This window comes from Streptomyces sp. NPDC050504 (assembly GCF_044458065.1).
Taxonomy (GTDB): domain Bacteria; phylum Actinomycetota; class Actinomycetes; order Streptomycetales; family Streptomycetaceae; genus Streptomyces.
Window position 1 is genome coordinate 107,702 of record NZ_JBITHO010000008.1, and the last position, 14,289, is coordinate 121,990.

Sequence of the window (14,289 nt, forward strand, 5' to 3'; positions counted from 1 at the left end):
GCCCGGGGTTAAGGAAACGGGCCGGGCCGAGGGTAAGGGAACGGTAAAGCGGAGTCGTTCGTTACTCCTTGCATGACAGCTATGACCCCCGGCTCGAACATCCCTCTCTCCGCCGCCCGCGTGACGGTGGACGTCGCCGCTCCCGTGCGGCTCGACGTATCGGGCCTGCTGCTCACCGCCGACGGCAAGGTGCGCTCCGACGACGACTTCATCTTCTACAACCAGCCCCAGGGCCCCGGTGTGAGCTACCGCTCCGGCGGCGGCGCGGCCCCGGACGCGATCTCCGTGGACACGGCGGCCGTCCCGGCCGACATCGAGAAGATCGTCGTGACGGCGAGCCCCGACGCGGCGGGCCAGACGTTCCAGGGCGTGGAGCCCACGGCCACGGTCCGCAACGCGGACGACGGCACCCCGCTCGCCACGTTCACCCCGCCCCAGCTGGGGGCCGAGACCGCGCTGGTGGTCATCGAGGTCTACCGGCGGAACGGAGCGTGGAAGGCGCGCGCGGTGGGCCAGGGGTACAGCAACGGCCTGGCGGGCATCGCGACGGACTTCGGCGTGTCGGTGGCGGAGGAGCCGCAGGCCGCGCCCCCGGCCCCGCAGCCCGCCCCGGCGGCGCCCGCGGCCCCGGTGCCTCCGGCCCCGCCCGCGGCCCCGCCCGCCTCGCCCCCGTCCTGGGACCCGCGCGCGGCGATGGCGAACCCGCCGTCGGCCCCGGCCGCGCCCCAGGCGCCCGCGCCCGGCACGGGCAAGATCAACCTGGACAAGGGCCGCGTCAACCTCCAGAAGAACCAGACCGTCTCCCTGGTCAAGGGCGGCCGCCCGCTGCTCTCCCAGGTCAAGATGGGCCTCGGCTGGGAGCCCGCGTTCCGCGGCAAGGACATCGACCTCGACGCGTCGGTGATGGCCTTCGGCCCGAGCCGCAACCACATCGACAACTGCTACTTCGGCAACCTGGTGATCCTGAACGGCGCGATCAAGCACTCGGGCGACAACCTCACGGGCGACGGCGCGGGCGACGACGAGGTCATCGCGGTCGACCTCGGCCGCCTGCCGGCGGAGGTGACGGGCCTGGTCTTCACGGTGAACTCCTTCTCGGGCCAGAAGTTCACGGACGTGGCCAAGGCGTACTGCCGTCTGCTCGACGCGGCGAGCGGCGAGGAGCTGGTCCGCTTCGACCTCACGAACGCGGAGCCGCAGACGGGCGTGATGATGGCGAAGCTGATCCGCCAGTTCTCCGGCGAGTGGGAGATGACGGCGATGGGCGAGTTCGCGAAGTCCCGCACGGTGCGCGGCATGGTGAAGGACGCGGCGCGGGCGCTGTGACCCTCAAGACGTGACACGCACGGCGTGACGCGCAAGACGTGACACGCACGGCGTGACGTACGAAAACGGCCCTCTCCCCGCGCGGTCGCGCGGGGAGAGGGCCGTTTCGCACGGCGGCGGGCGCGGTGGACCCCCGTCCCTCCGCGTCCGCCGCCGTGCCTCCTCCCCTGCCGGGGTGGCTCAGGACAGCCACGGCCAGTCGGCCGACCGCCCCCGCTCCAGCAGCGGCACCATGCGGAACGCCGCGTCGGTGAGGCCGCCGAAGGTGTGGCGGTTGGCGGTGCCCGACGGGGCGTGGCCCGTGCGGTAGCCCGCCAGGTTCCAGGTGTAGACCGGGACGTCGTCCGGGACCTGCTCGGTCGGGTCGCCCGCGTAGTGGTACGCCGCCTGCTCGTCGGTCACGATCAGCACCCGGTCGTGGTCCTTGTAGTGGCGCCGCACCGCCTCCGTGGTGTCGGTGCCGCCGAGGTCGCCGAAGCGCCCCAGGACCTTCAGCACCGACTCGCCCGCGCGGTGCTTGACCGGCGCGCTCGTCGTGCCGAACTGCACCAGGTCCGCCTTCTCGGCCCGCATCGCCAGCGCCGTGCCGAAGATCGCCGCGGCGTCCGCCCTGTTGAGCTTGGAGCGGTCCGAGAGCGGCACCCACATCGAGCCGGAGCGGTCGACCAGGACGAGGGTGCGGCCGGGCAGCACGGGCACGTTCGCCAGCGAGTGCCCGAGCGCCCGCTCCAGCGCGTACGACCAGCGCAGCGAGGGCGCGTGCTGGTACGCGGCGAGGTACCGGAAGGGGAACTGCCGCGAGGCGGCGACCGCTTCGGGGTCCGCGATCTTCGCGGCGACCCGCTCGGCGACCTCGTCGCTCACGCCGGCCTGGTCGAAGTTGCGCAGGTTGCGCAGGAGCGCCATGACGCCCATGGACGGGATGACCGCCTCCCAGGCGGCCGCGTCCATCGGGCCCTGGAGCCAGCCCGCCAGCGCCTCCCAGGTCATCCCGGCCGCGGCCAGGCGCTCGGCGCCGCCGGGACCCGTGGCCGCGGCGCGCCGCTCGGCGACCGGCAGCTCCATCAGCGCCCGGTGGGCGGTGAGGACGCGGATCGAGGCGGGCGCGACGGCCGTCTCGGGGTGGTGGCGGCGGTCCAGCGCATACTGGAACAGCTCGCCCTGCCACGGCTTGTCGGGGTCGGGCGAGGCGTGCACCACGTTGAGCACGTCGCCGAAGCGGTAGCCCTTGGACGCGGTGTCGTACTTCAGCAGGGACCGGCCGCCGTACAGCCGCCGCACCGCGTCGGCGACGCCGCGCTTGACGGGCTTGGGGACGTTGCGGCCGTACGCCTGCGTCCAGTAGCCGAGGAGTTCGCCCGGCTCGTCCGCGCGCAGCAGGACCGAGTCGACGACCCGGCGGTTCGACGGGCCGTGCGTGACGCCCGCCTCCAGGCGCGCCCTGACGTACTCGGCGGCGGCCACGGTGGACGCCGTGCGCAGGTTGGCCTCGCCGCGCAGCCAGCCGATCAGCCCGGCCGTCCACTGGGGGTCCTCGACGGCGAACCGCCGTACGAGCGCGGCGAAGCGCCTGTCGCGGACGACGCCGTTCTCGTAGAAGGCCTGCTGGGAGACGAAGTTGGCGACCGCCAGCAGGAACAGCTCCGAGCGCGGGTCGCGCTCGGCGCCCTTGCCGCCCTGGTGGGTGCGGACCGTGCGGCCGGTCGACCTCACGGGCGAGGTGGCCGTCGCGCCCCTGTTCCTGCGGATGTTGAACCGCGCCATGGCGAATTCCCCCGAATTCATCAGTTCATGAAGAACGGGGGAACGGAAAGGAGCGTGCCCGAGATCAGAAGCGGTGACGGGCTTATTGTCGGCTGCTCTACCCGATTGAGCTACCGGCCGTGGCCGGGCGGGATTCGAACCCGCAACCCGCTGATCCCCGAAGTATCCGTCGCCTGCGCACCGGGCACGCTCCAAACCGGCCCCCCGAGATTGAGCGAAGCGCACCGGGAGGTGCTTGGAGTTCTGGGCGTCCAGAGATCGAAGGCGGCGGAACCACGTGGTGCTCTACCGACTGAGCTACACCGGTTCGAGAACCGGTGGCGGGACTCGAACCCGCGGCCTCCCCATTAAGAGTGGAAGTAGGTCCTGCCTGTCGCACCTGGACGGGTTCCACTTTAGGAGGGGCCGCGGGCCCGGCGCCAAGGAATTATCGGCGGGGCTGGCGCTTCCAGGGGCCGCGGATGGCGAGCATGATGCCGGGCGTCTGGATGTTCGCGAACAGGGTGCGCCCGTCGGGCGAGAAGGTCACGCCGGTGAACTCGCTGTACTCCGGGTCCTCTTCGGTGCCCGCGTTCAGCTCGTTGCGCGCGATCGGGTAGGTGCGGCCGCTCTCGGTCGCGCCGAAGAGGTGCTGCACGCCGTCGCCGTCCTCGGCGATGACCAGGCCGCCGTACGGCGAGACGGTGATGTTGTCGGGGCCGTCGAACGCGCCGTCCTTGGACGGGTCCGGGTTCACGCCCAGCAGCACCTTGAGGGTGAGGGTGCGGCGCTTGGGGTCGTAGAACCAGACCTGGCCGTCGTGCGGGACGCCGGGGCTCTCCTTGCGGGCGAACGAGGAGACGACGTACGCGCCGCCGTCGCCCCACCACATGCCCTCCAGCTTGCGGGCGCGGGTGATGTCCTTGGCGCCGAACTGCTTGCGCACGGACGTCGTGCGGGCGTCGCGGTCGGGCACGTCCACCCAGTCGACCCCGTAGACCGTGCCGATCTCGGTGGCGCGGGAGAGGTCGTCGACGAACTGGCCGGCCGAGTCGAAGCACTTGGGCGCCTGGAGCTTGCCCGCGTCGTCGGCGAGGCGGCGCAGCTGGCCGCGGCCGTGCTTGAAGCCGTGCGGCGGGACCCAGCGGTAGAGCAGGCCGTTGGGGCCGCCCGCGTCCTCGGTGAGGTAGGCGTGGCCGCGGCGCGGGTCGATGACGACGGCCTCGTGGGCGTAGCGGCCGAACGCCTTGACGGGCTTGGGGTTGCGGTTGGCGCGCGCGTCGTAGGGGTCGACCTCGAACACGTAGCCGTGGTCCTTGGTCATGCCGTTGGAGCCGGCCTTGTCCTCGGTCTCCTCACAGGTCAGCCAGGTGCCCCAAGGGGTGCGGCCGCCCGCGCAGTTGGTGGCGGTGCCGGCGATGCCGACCCACTCGGAGACCTCGCCGTGCCGGGGGACCTCGACGACGGTGCAGCCGCCGGCCGCCGCCGGGTCGTAGACCAGGCCCTCGGTGAGCGGGACGGGGTGCTCCCACTTGGTGCGGGGGCCGGCCAGCTCGTGGTTGTTGACCAGCAGCGTGGTGCCGCGCGGGCCGTCGAAGGTGGCGGTGCCGTCGTGGTTGGAGGGGGTGATCTCGCCGCTCTCCAGTCGGGTCACACCGCTGTGGGTGATGATCCGGTACGAGAATCCGGCGGGCAGCGCGAGTATGCCCCTGGGGTCGGGGAGCAGCGGGCCGTATCCGATCTCCTTGCCCTTGCGCTCCGCCTCCACGGTCTCGTCGGCCAGGGCCTCGGGGGCCGTGGCGAGGACCCCGACGGCGCCGGTGAGGGCGACGCCCGCGCCGGTGGCTGCGGACTGCTTGGCGAATTCTCTGCGGGTGAGCGGCATGGCTTTCTCCAGTGCTCGGCCGATGTCGGCCATACGTTCCCGCTGCCGTACGAACGGGAGTTGAACTCCGTACGACGGACAGAGGCACCTTCCCTCATGAATCCGGCCAGTGGCCGATCTCCGTACCACCGCGCACGGGTGCGGAATCTTCGTAAAGAAGGTCATCGGCTGACCAAAGCCCTGGATAGCAAGATTTCGTGCGCAACTCCTTGACCTTGGGTGAGCGCCGCAATAGACAGAGCCGTACTGCTTGCGGCACCACCCGAGGGGAGGCGAGCCACGTGGACGCACGGACGGCCCGCGGTCTCCATGAGGGCCGGCTCATGCGGCTGGCCAATGTGACCGGTGTCGGCACCGGGAGGGACGAGCACTCGGGCGCGGACGTGATCGTCGTCCTCGTCACCCGGAAAGTGCCCCGTGACCGGCTCCGAGTCGAAGACGTGGTTCCAGAGGAGCTCGAAGGCGTACCGGTGCGCGTACGCGCGGTCGGCGACGTCACGGCCCAGGACGGGTAGGCCCTGCGGCTCCGGAGGAACCCCTTCGTTCCGAGGGGAAGAGGTGGTCTGGCGTGACGAGCCGGCCCGAGATGATGCGGGGACCCACCGGCGGGCAGCTGACAGACAGCGCCCGTCAGCAGGCGTACTCCGAGTTCCTGCGTCCGCAGGAGCAGATGTCCAACGTCGTCGGCTTCGGCAGCGGCGTGAAGTGGACGGACGGCAGGCCCACGGGCGAGCAGGCCGTCCTGGTCTTCGTGACCCAGAAGGTGCCCGAGTCCATGCTCCCCGAGCGGGACGTGATCCCGCGCCAGATGGACGACGGCACCCCGACCGACGTACTGGCCGTCGGCCACGTGTCCGCCCAGCGCCAGCAGCAGCGCCAGTCGCGCTCCACGGCGCCGCAGGACGTGACGTACCGCCCCGACGGCGGCGTCGCCGAACAGCTCGCGCACCTCTCCCAGCCGCTGCTCGAAGAGCTGCGCGAGATGGGGACGCTGGAGCCGCAGATCCTCAAGCGCCGCATGCGCCCGTGCCCGTCCGGCTTCTCGGTGGGCAACGTGCGGGTGACGGCGGGCACGCTCGGCAGCGTGGTGTACGACCTGCTGCCCGGCGCCACGGTCGACCCGCCGGCCGCCGGTCTCGGCGTGCCCGCGAAGTTCTACGTCCTCTCCAACAACCACGTGCTCGCCGACTCCAACCGCGCGCAGCTCGGCTCGCCGATCGTGCAGCCCGGCGTCTTCGACGGCGGTACGGACCCGGCGGACCGGATCGCGACGCTGGACCGGTTCGTGACCATCCAGTTCGCCCCGCAGATCCCGCTCGCCAACCAGAACAACATCGTCGACGCGGCGCTGGGGGTCGTGGAGTTCCAGGACGCCACCCGCGAGCAGTACTTCAGCGGCGCGCCGCGCGCCTGGCGGCGCAAGGCCAACGTGGCCGTCGGGGACCTGGTGAAGAAGTCCGGGCGGACGACGAACATCAGCTTCGGCCGGATCGTCTCGGTCGACGCGACGATCGACGTCAACTACGGGACGGCGGGCACGGCCCGCTTCAAGGACCAGATCCTCACCACGAACATCTCGGCGGGCGGCGACTCGGGCTCGCTGGTCACGTCCCCCGACAACGTGGCGCTCGGCCTGCTCTTCGCCGGGTCCTCGACGGTGACGGTCGTCAACCACATCGAGAACGTGCGCTCGCTGCTGCGCGTCGAGATCGCCGAGCAGCTGGCCTAGGGACAGGTCAGGAGGGAGGAGACACCATGACCACTCAGGCACGGAAGCAGAAGGGCCAGTCGCGCGCGGAGCACCGCTACCTCAACCCGCAGGGCGCCGAGGTCAAGACGCGCGACGAGGCGTTCGCCGCGGCCCAGCAGCTGGACGTCACGGCCGAGGCCGTGCAGACGGAGGCGAAGCTGACGCTGCACAACGGCACGACGACCTTCGAGATGGTGGTGAAGTACAACCCCAACACCTATCCGCACGTGGTGACCGGCGGTCAGATCACGTCCGGCATCTGCGGCGCCCCGTGGGACATCACGGGCGGCTTCCTCGGCGAGCAGATCAGGCTCGACGCGAAGCGGGCGGGGCAGGGTTCGTGCGCCAACACCATCACGATCGTCGGCGAGTTCCAGAACCCGCCGGCCTACCGGGGGACGTACGGCTTCGACGGGGCCGCGTCCTCGTTCAAGCACACCACCAGGTACGAGTGTTGAGCAACCGCTGACGTACGCGGGGGACCGGTGCCCGTGGGCGCCGGTCCCCTCCCGTGCGTACGCGCGCCGCACGGCTTCCGTACGGCATGTGCGCTACGGGTCTACGAGACCTACGGGGTCTACGAGGTCACGAGGCCGAGCGCGCCTTGAACGCGGCCTTGCGGGCCTCCTTGGCGGCCTTCTTGTCGCCGTGCAGCCGCCCCATCGCCTCCAGGACGTCCGCGGTCGCCGGGTGGTTCACCCGCCAGGCCGCCTCGAAGAAGCTGCCGTGCTGCCCGGTCAGGCCCTCGACGAGGTCCCGCAGCTCCTCCGGGTCGCCGTCCGTGGCGAGCTGCGCGGCGATGGTGTCGACCGCCAGCCAGAAGATCATGGACTCCGGCGGCGGGGGCACGTCCGACGCGCCGCGCTCGGCCAGCCAGACCCGGGCGAGCCCGCCCAGCTCGGCGTCGTCGAGCACCCCGCGCACCGCGGGCTCCGCCTCGTCGCCGAGCAGCGAGAGCGCCTGCTGGCCGTGCAGGCGGCGCAGCGGGCCGCCCTCGTCGGCGCCGCGCGCGGCGGCGAGCAGTTCGGCGGCGGCCTCGCGCGGGGCGCGCCCGGCCAGCCACTGCTCGGTCTCGGCGCGGGCCGCCGACTCGGGGAAGTGGGCGATGCCGTCGAGGAGCACGTCCGCGCCCTTGTCGGCGAGGTCACCGACGGCGGGGGCGTCCACGCCCGCCTCCAGCATCCGGGCCCGCACGCCGTACAGGCCCAGCGGGGTGAGCCGGACCATGCCGTACCGCGAGACGTCCTCGTCGTCCAGGTCGTCCCTGCCCGAGCCCTGCTCGCCCTCCTCGACCATCAGCGCCTCGTCGACCGGCTGGTACTCCACGAGGCCCATCGGCTCCAGGACCCGGAACTGGTCGTCGAGGCGCATCATCGCGTCCGACACCTGCTCCAGGACGTCGTCGGTGGGCTCGCCCATGTCGTCGGGGACGATCATCGAGGCGGCGAGCGCGGGCAGCGGCACGGGCCCTTCGCCGGGGCCGCCGTCGGTGACGGACAGCAGGTAGAGGTTGCCGAGGACGCCGTCCAGGAACTCCGCCTCCGCCTCCGGGTCCCAGTCGAGCCGGTCGAAGTCGATGGAGCCGTCCTCGCCGACGAGCTCGGAGAAGTCGTCGAAGACCGGGGCGGTGGCGTCGGCGTGGACGGCGTCGAGGCCGTCGAGCCAGATCGCGAGGACGTCCTGCGGGGCGCCGCCGGTGAGCAGCGCGAGGTTCTCGCCCGCCTGTGCGGTGCCCTCGGCCGCGCCGCCGAGGCCGTCGCCGCCGTCGAGCTCCTCGGCCGGGTCCTCGACGTCGACGAGGCCGGTGTCGACGGCGAACCGCCAGGCCTCGCTCGCGTAGGCCGCGCCGTCCTCGTCGGGCGCGAGGCCCAGCTCGGCGGCGGCCAGCGGCAGCTGCTCGTCGACGAGTTCGCCGCCGGCGCCGACCCTGGTCTCGGGCCCCGCCCAGCGGGCGAGCTTCACCGCGCGCGAGAGCAGCGGGCTGGCGAGGGCGTCCTTCGCCAGTTCCGGCTCGGAGTGCAGCCGCACCGGCGGCAGGGTGGGGCGGTCTGCGGACATCTGGCGGTTCTCCTCGGTGCGTGCGTGGTCCCGGAGGCACCCAGCGTAGACGCAATTCACCCCCCTCCATCTCGTTCACGTACCGGACAGCGGCCGTCCACCCGGCGACCCTTGACAACTCCTGGGCACACCGAAGAGATTGACGCGCGTAGAACCCCTCCTCACCCGGATCCCGCTGCCGGATCCCCCTTCATTCGGAGTACCCCCATGCCTGTCGCACCCAGATCGGCCGCCATGTCCGCCGCCGTCGCCGCCGCACTCGCCGCCGGGCTGATCGCCGCCTCCTCCGGCTCCGCGTCGGCCGCCGAGGTCAAGATCCACGACATCCAGGGCGCGACCCGCACGTCCCCGCTGGCGGGCCAGCAGGTGAGCAACGTCCCGGGCATCGTCACGGGCGTGCGCACCTACGGCTCGAAGGGCTTCTGGTTCCAGGACCCCGAGGGCGACGGGAACCCCGCGACCAGCGAGGGGATCTTCGTCTTCACCAGCTCGGCGCCGACCGTCGCCGTCGGCGACGCGATCACCGTCTCCGGCCTGGTCACCGAGTACGTCCCGGGCGGCCTGAACTCCGGCAACCAGTCGCTGACCCAGATCTCCAAGCCGACCGTGACCGTGGTCTCGAAGGGCAACCCGGTGCCCGCGCCCGTCACCGTCACCGCCCGGTCGGTGCCCTCCGCGTACGCCCCCGAGGGCGACCCGGCGGCCGGCGGCTCGATCAACGCCCTGCCGCTGAACCCCGCGCGCTACGCGCTGGACTACTACGAGTCCCTCGAGGGCACCAACGTCCGCGTGAACACCTCGCGCGTGGTCGGCGCCACCGACGCGCACGCCGAGCTGTGGGTGACGGTCAAGCCGCACGAGAACGACAACCGGCGCGGCGGCGCGGTCTACGGCTCGTACGCCTCGCAGAACACCGGCCGCATCCAGATCCAGTCGCTGGTCCCGCTGGCCCAGCAGCCCTTCCCGAAGGCGAACGTCGGCGACCTGCTGACGGGCGCGACCGAGGGCCCGCTGGACTTCAACCAGTACGGCGGCTACACGCTGACCGCCCGCACGCTGGGCACGGTCGTGGACCGCGGCCTGAAGCGCGAGGCGACCCGCCCGCAGCGCTCCGGCGAGCTCGCGGTGGCCACGTACAACGTGGAGAACCTCGACCCGACCGACCCGCAGGAGAAGTTCGACGCGCTGGCCGCGGCCGTGGTGAACAACCTGGCCTCGCCCGACGTCGTCGCCCTGGAGGAGATCCAGGACGACAACGGCGCGAAGAACGACGGCACGGTCTCGGCCGCGGCGACGCTGAAGAAGTTCACCGACGCGATCGTCGCCGCCGGCGGCCCGGCCTACGAGTGGCGCTCGGTCGACCCGGAGAACAACAAGGACGGCGGCGAGCCCGGCGGCAACATCCGCCAGGTCTTCCTCTTCAACCCCGAGCGGGTCTCCTTCACCGACCGCGCGGCGGGCGACGCGACGACCGCGACCGGTGTGGTGCGCGAGCGCGGCAAGGCCGCCCTCACCCGCTCCCCCGGCCGGATCGACCCGGCGAACGCCGCCTGGGAGAACAGCCGCAAGCCGCTGGCGGGCGAGTTCCGCTTCCGGGGCCGCCCGGTGATCGTGGTCGCCAACCACTTCGGCTCCAAGGGCGGCGACGAGGCCCTGACCTCGCACCACCAGCCGCCGGTCCGCTCGTCCGAGGCCAAGCGGCTCCAGCAGGCGCAGGCGGTCAACGCCTTCGTGAAGCAGGTGCTCGCGGCGCAGAAGAACGCGGACGTGCTGGTGCTCGGCGACATCAACGACTTCGAGTTCTCCGCCACCACGAAGGCCCTGACGGCGGGCGGCGCCCTCTACCCGGCCGTCAAGTCCCTCCCGAGGTCGGAGCGCTACTCGTACGTCTTCCAGGGCAACAGCCAGGTCCTGGACCAGATCCTGACGTCGCCCTCGATCCGGCACTTCGACTACGACAGCGTGCACATCAACGCGGAGTTCGCGGACCAGAACAGCGACCACGACCCGCAGGTCATCCGCTTCCGCCCGTAAGCGGCCGCCCCGGGTCCTCCCCCGCTACGCGCCCGCGCTCAGGCTGAGCGCGGGCGCGTAGCGCCGTACGGAGACGGCGGGGCCCGGTCCGCCCGGTTCCCCGGGCGCCGCCGCGTGGTGCTCCGCGCTCTCCCACAGGGCGTACACGAGGACGCGGGAGCCGTCGAGCGAGACGTGGAAGTGCCGGGTGCCCAGGCCCGCCGCGCCGCTCCCGTCCGCCGCGACCGCAGCGTCCACCCAGGCGCGGGCCCGCTCGGGGTCGGGACCGTCGAACTCGACGTCGGTGAGCACCACGCAGCCCGGCGGGACCGCCGCGGGGGCGCCGGTGCTCCGGTAGTGCGTGTAGCGGTGCAGGGCCAGGCGCTCGACGCCGGGCACGGCCGCGTCGACCACGGCGTTGCGCTCGTCGCGCTTCTCCCGGAAGTACCGCTGGTAGGCCTCCTCGCCCGACCACTGCGAGTAGTGGGCGAGCGTCCGCCCGTCCTCCCCCGCGAACACGCTGTACGAGTACAGGTCGGCCGACGGCCACTCCCGGCCGGTCCACGTCTCCTCGATGACCGCGACGGCGGCCCGCTGACGCTCGGGCGTGCCCACGTCCCAGGTGCTCGCGAAGGTCAGTCCGACGTCGGTGCGTCCCGCGTCGGGCAGGTGGTGGTTCGTCACGCTCATGGCTCTGCTCCCCCTCCTCTGGCGCCCCGTCCGTACCGCGGTGCGCCGAACAGGACCCATGCTCCGACCTCAACCGCACTTGAGGTCAAGCGCCTCGCGCCGCGCCCGGCCCCGCGGGACGTCCCCGCTCGCGGCCCGCCCCGGCGCCAGACTTCCCCAAACGTCGAGACCGTCGCACGGGCACGGGCACGAGAACGGGCACGAGAACGGAGCAGCGCATGACAGGGGACGCCGAACAGGACGGGCGCCGGGCCGCCTGGAGCCGCCGTGCCTTCCTCGGGGCCGCGGGCGCGGCGGGCACGGCGGGCGCGCTCGCCACGGGCTGCGGGCCGTCCGACGGACCGCGCCGGGACCCCGGCCGGGCCCCGGGCGCCGCCGCCCCCGAGCGGCGCGCGCCGCGCGCCGAGCACGACCGGCCGGGCCACGCCGACTGGCGGCTGCGCACCGCGGGCGACGGGCGCGCGCTGCCGGGCATCGAGGGGTTCGCCGACCGGGTGAGCGTCACGACCGGCGAGGCCTTCCGGCTCCACGTGAGCTGCGCGGCGCGCTCGTTCAGGGCCGAGGCGTTCCGGATGGGCTGGTACGGCGGGGCGCTGGCCCGCAAGGTGTGGGAGTCGCCGACCCTGCGGGGCACGCGCCAGCCGGGCCCGGTGATCGACCGGGCGACGTACACGGTCTCCGCGCCCTGGGAGGCGTCGGCCGAGGTCGGGGCGGCGGGGTGGCCCGAGGGCGCGTACCTGATCCGGCTCACCGCCGACGGCGGCGCGCAGCGGTACGTGCCGCTCACCGTGCGCTCGGCGTCGACGCGCGGGCGCCTGGTGCTGGTGAACGCGGTCGCGACCTGGCAGGCGTACAACACCTGGGGCGGCCACAGCCTGTACCACGGGCCCGGCGGCAAGGGCGACGGCGGGAACCGCTCGCGGGAGGTGAGCTGCGACCGCCCGTACGGCGGACGGACCGGCGCGGACCCGGACGACCCGGGGGACGGCGCCGGCCTCTTCCTCGTCCACGAGCGGCCCGCGATCGCGCTCGCCGAACGGCTCGGCCTGGCCCCGGCGTACGTCACGACCATGGACGTGGAGCGGGACCCCGCGCTGCTGCGCGGCGCGACGGCGGTGATCACGCTGGGGCACGACGAGTACTGGACGCAGTCGGTGTTCGAGCGGGTGCGGGCGGCCCGCGACGCGGGCACCAACATCGCGTTCCTGGGCGCCAACGCGAGCTTCCGCCGCGTGCGCCTGGAACCGACCTCGCTCGGCGCGCGCCGCAGGGTCGTCTGCTGGCGCGACGACTGGCCGAAGGATCCGGACCGCCGGGCGGGCGGGCCGCCGACCACCAGCTTCCGCGAGCCGCCGCACGCCCAGCCCGAGGACGCCCTGACCGGGGCGCTGTACGAGTCGAACCCGACGACCGCCGACTACGTCGTCACCTCGCCGGGCCACTGGCTGTTCGCCGGGACCGGCGTGGCGCGCGGCACGTCCTTCCCCGGTCTCGTGGGCCCCGAGTACGACCGGGTCAACGGCTCGGACTCCACGCCCCGGCCCATCGAGGTGATCGCCCACTCGCCGCTGACCTGCCGGGGCGTGCGCTCGTTCGCGGACTCGGCGTACTACACGACGGCGGGCGGCGCCGGGGTCTTCGCCACCGGCACGATGCGCTGGGTGGGCTCGATCGCGGGGCGCGGCGGGCACGGCATCGACGCCCGCACCGCCGCCTTCACCTCGCGCGTGACGGAGAACCTGCTGCGGGCGTTCGCGGCGGGTCCCGCCGGGCGGGCGCATCCGGCGGTGGACAACCTCGACGCGCTCGACCCGTACGTCGGCGATCCGACGTGGACCCGGCGCGACCTGTGGTGACTCTTTAGCTCTGCTTACCCGACACCACAAGAAGATCTAAGTGGACCTTCATGGTCGGGGCGTCCGAGACTACCCCTCATGACCACCACCGCACGCCCTTTCGGCCGCGCGCTCTGCGCGATGACCACCCCGTTCACCGCCGGGCTCGACCTGGACCCCGACGGCGCCCGCGCCCTCGCCGCCCGGCTCGTCGAGCGGGGCTGCGACGGGCTGGTGCTGAACGGCACCACGGGCGAGTCGCCGACCACGAGCGACGCGGAGAAGGCCGCGCTGGTGCGGGCGGTGCGCGAGGCGGTCGGCCCCGGCGTCCCGCTGGTCGCGGGCGTCGGCACCGCCGACACTCGGCACACTGTCGAACTGGCGCGGCAGGCCGAGGCGGCGGGCGCGGACGGCCTGCTGGTGACGGCCCCGTACTACAGCCGCCCGCCGCAGGCCGCGGTCGAGGCGCACCTGCTGCGGGTCGCGGACGCGACGGAACTGCCGGTGATGGTCTACGACATCCCGGGGCGCACGGGCGTGCGGATCGAGCCGGAGACGATGCTGCGCCTCGCGGAGCATCCGCGCGTGGTGGCGGTGAAGGACTGCGCGTACGACCTGCTGGGCTCGGCGAAGGTGATCGCCCGTACGTCGCTCGCGTACTACTCGGGCTGCGAGGAGCTGAACCTGCCGCTGTACGCGGTGGGCGGCGCGGGCTACGTCAGTACGGTGGCGAACGTCGCGCCGGCCGCGATGCGCGCGGTCCTCGACGCCTTCGACGCGGGCGACACGGCAGGGGCGGCGCGGCTGAACGGGCTGACGCTGCCGCTCGCGGAGCTGATGATGTCCTCCGGCCTGCCGGGCACGGTCACGGTGAAGGCGCTGCTGGGACAGCCGGTGCGCGAACCGCTGCAGCCCGCCGACCGGGAGGCGGTCGACGGGCTGCGGGCGGCGCTGGCGGAACTCGAAGGGGCCGGGAACCCCGCCTGACG

11 protein-coding genes are annotated in these 14,289 nt (G+C 73.0%); 7 read left to right on the top strand and 4 right to left on the bottom strand.

Going from position 1 to position 14,289, the window contains the following annotated elements; genetic code table 11:
• Nucleotides 1-72 precede the first annotated feature (72 nt).
• A complete protein-coding gene (locus ACIBNE_RS28675; RefSeq protein WP_399276524.1) occupies nucleotides 73-1,326 on the top strand; it encodes a TerD family protein in 1,254 nt (417 codons plus the stop codon).
• Nucleotides 1,327-1,506: 180 nt separating this feature from the next.
• Here the strand turns inward: ACIBNE_RS28675 and ACIBNE_RS28680 are convergent, their stop codons facing one another.
• Together ACIBNE_RS28680 and ACIBNE_RS28685 are read right to left on the bottom strand one after the other, a co-directional pair.
• Nucleotides 1,507-3,090 (bottom strand): TROVE domain-containing protein, encoded by a 1,584-nt coding sequence (locus ACIBNE_RS28680; RefSeq protein WP_399277153.1) that lies wholly within the window; start codon nucleotides 3,088-3,090, stop codon nucleotides 1,507-1,509.
• 427 nt (nucleotides 3,091-3,517) lie between these two features.
• Nucleotides 3,518-4,954 (bottom strand): alkaline phosphatase PhoX, encoded by a 1,437-nt coding sequence (locus ACIBNE_RS28685; protein ID WP_399276526.1) that lies wholly within the window; start codon nucleotides 4,952-4,954, stop codon nucleotides 3,518-3,520.
• Between the two features lie 323 nt (nucleotides 4,955-5,277).
• Here ACIBNE_RS28685 and ACIBNE_RS28690 point away from each other — a divergent pair, with 323 nt between their 5' ends.
• Genes ACIBNE_RS28690 through ACIBNE_RS28700 form a run of 3 tightly spaced genes read left to right on the top strand, consistent with a single transcriptional unit; the run spans nucleotide 5,278 to nucleotide 7,162 of the window.
• On the top strand, nucleotides 5,278-5,469 hold the full coding sequence (locus ACIBNE_RS28690; protein ID WP_399276528.1) for a hypothetical protein: 192 nt from the start codon (nucleotides 5,278-5,280) through the stop codon (nucleotides 5,467-5,469).
• A 53-nt stretch (nucleotides 5,470-5,522) separates the two neighbouring features.
• The gene (locus ACIBNE_RS28695) at nucleotides 5,523-6,683 is read left to right on the top strand and encodes a hypothetical protein (protein ID WP_399276530.1); all 1,161 of its coding nucleotides are present in this window, start codon (nucleotides 5,523-5,525) and stop codon (nucleotides 6,681-6,683) included.
• A gap of 26 nt (nucleotides 6,684-6,709) precedes the next feature.
• Entirely contained in the window at nucleotides 6,710-7,162 is a 453-nt protein-coding gene (locus ACIBNE_RS28700; RefSeq protein WP_399276532.1) for a hypothetical protein, read from the top strand.
• Nucleotides 7,163-7,289: 127 nt separating this feature from the next.
• Here ACIBNE_RS28700 and ACIBNE_RS28705 read toward each other — a convergent pair whose 3' ends face one another.
• Nucleotides 7,290-8,762, bottom strand: a complete 1,473-nt coding sequence (locus ACIBNE_RS28705) for a hypothetical protein (RefSeq protein ID WP_399276534.1) — start codon at nucleotides 8,760-8,762, stop codon at nucleotides 7,290-7,292.
• 207 nt (nucleotides 8,763-8,969) lie between these two features.
• On the opposite strand from ACIBNE_RS28705, the gene ACIBNE_RS28710 reads away from it, so the two are divergent.
• Nucleotides 8,970-10,796, top strand: coding sequence for an endonuclease/exonuclease/phosphatase family protein (locus tag ACIBNE_RS28710; RefSeq protein WP_399276536.1), 1,827 nt, complete (start codon nucleotides 8,970-8,972; stop codon nucleotides 10,794-10,796).
• Nucleotides 10,797-10,820: 24 nt separating this feature from the next.
• On the opposite strand, the gene ACIBNE_RS28715 is transcribed toward ACIBNE_RS28710, so the two are convergent.
• On the bottom strand, nucleotides 10,821-11,459 hold the full coding sequence (locus tag ACIBNE_RS28715) for an antibiotic biosynthesis monooxygenase (RefSeq protein WP_399277155.1): 639 nt from the start codon (nucleotides 11,457-11,459) through the stop codon (nucleotides 10,821-10,823).
• Between the two features lie 224 nt (nucleotides 11,460-11,683).
• Here ACIBNE_RS28715 and ACIBNE_RS28720 point away from each other — a divergent pair, with 224 nt between their 5' ends.
• Both ACIBNE_RS28720 and ACIBNE_RS28725 read left to right on the top strand, forming a co-directional pair.
• A complete protein-coding gene (locus tag ACIBNE_RS28720; protein ID WP_399276538.1) occupies nucleotides 11,684-13,321 on the top strand; it encodes a N,N-dimethylformamidase beta subunit family domain-containing protein in 1,638 nt (545 codons plus the stop codon).
• Between the two features lie 78 nt (nucleotides 13,322-13,399).
• A complete protein-coding gene (locus ACIBNE_RS28725) occupies nucleotides 13,400-14,287 on the top strand; it encodes a 4-hydroxy-tetrahydrodipicolinate synthase family protein (protein WP_399276540.1) in 888 nt (295 codons plus the stop codon).
• Nucleotides 14,288-14,289: the final 2 nt, after the last annotated feature.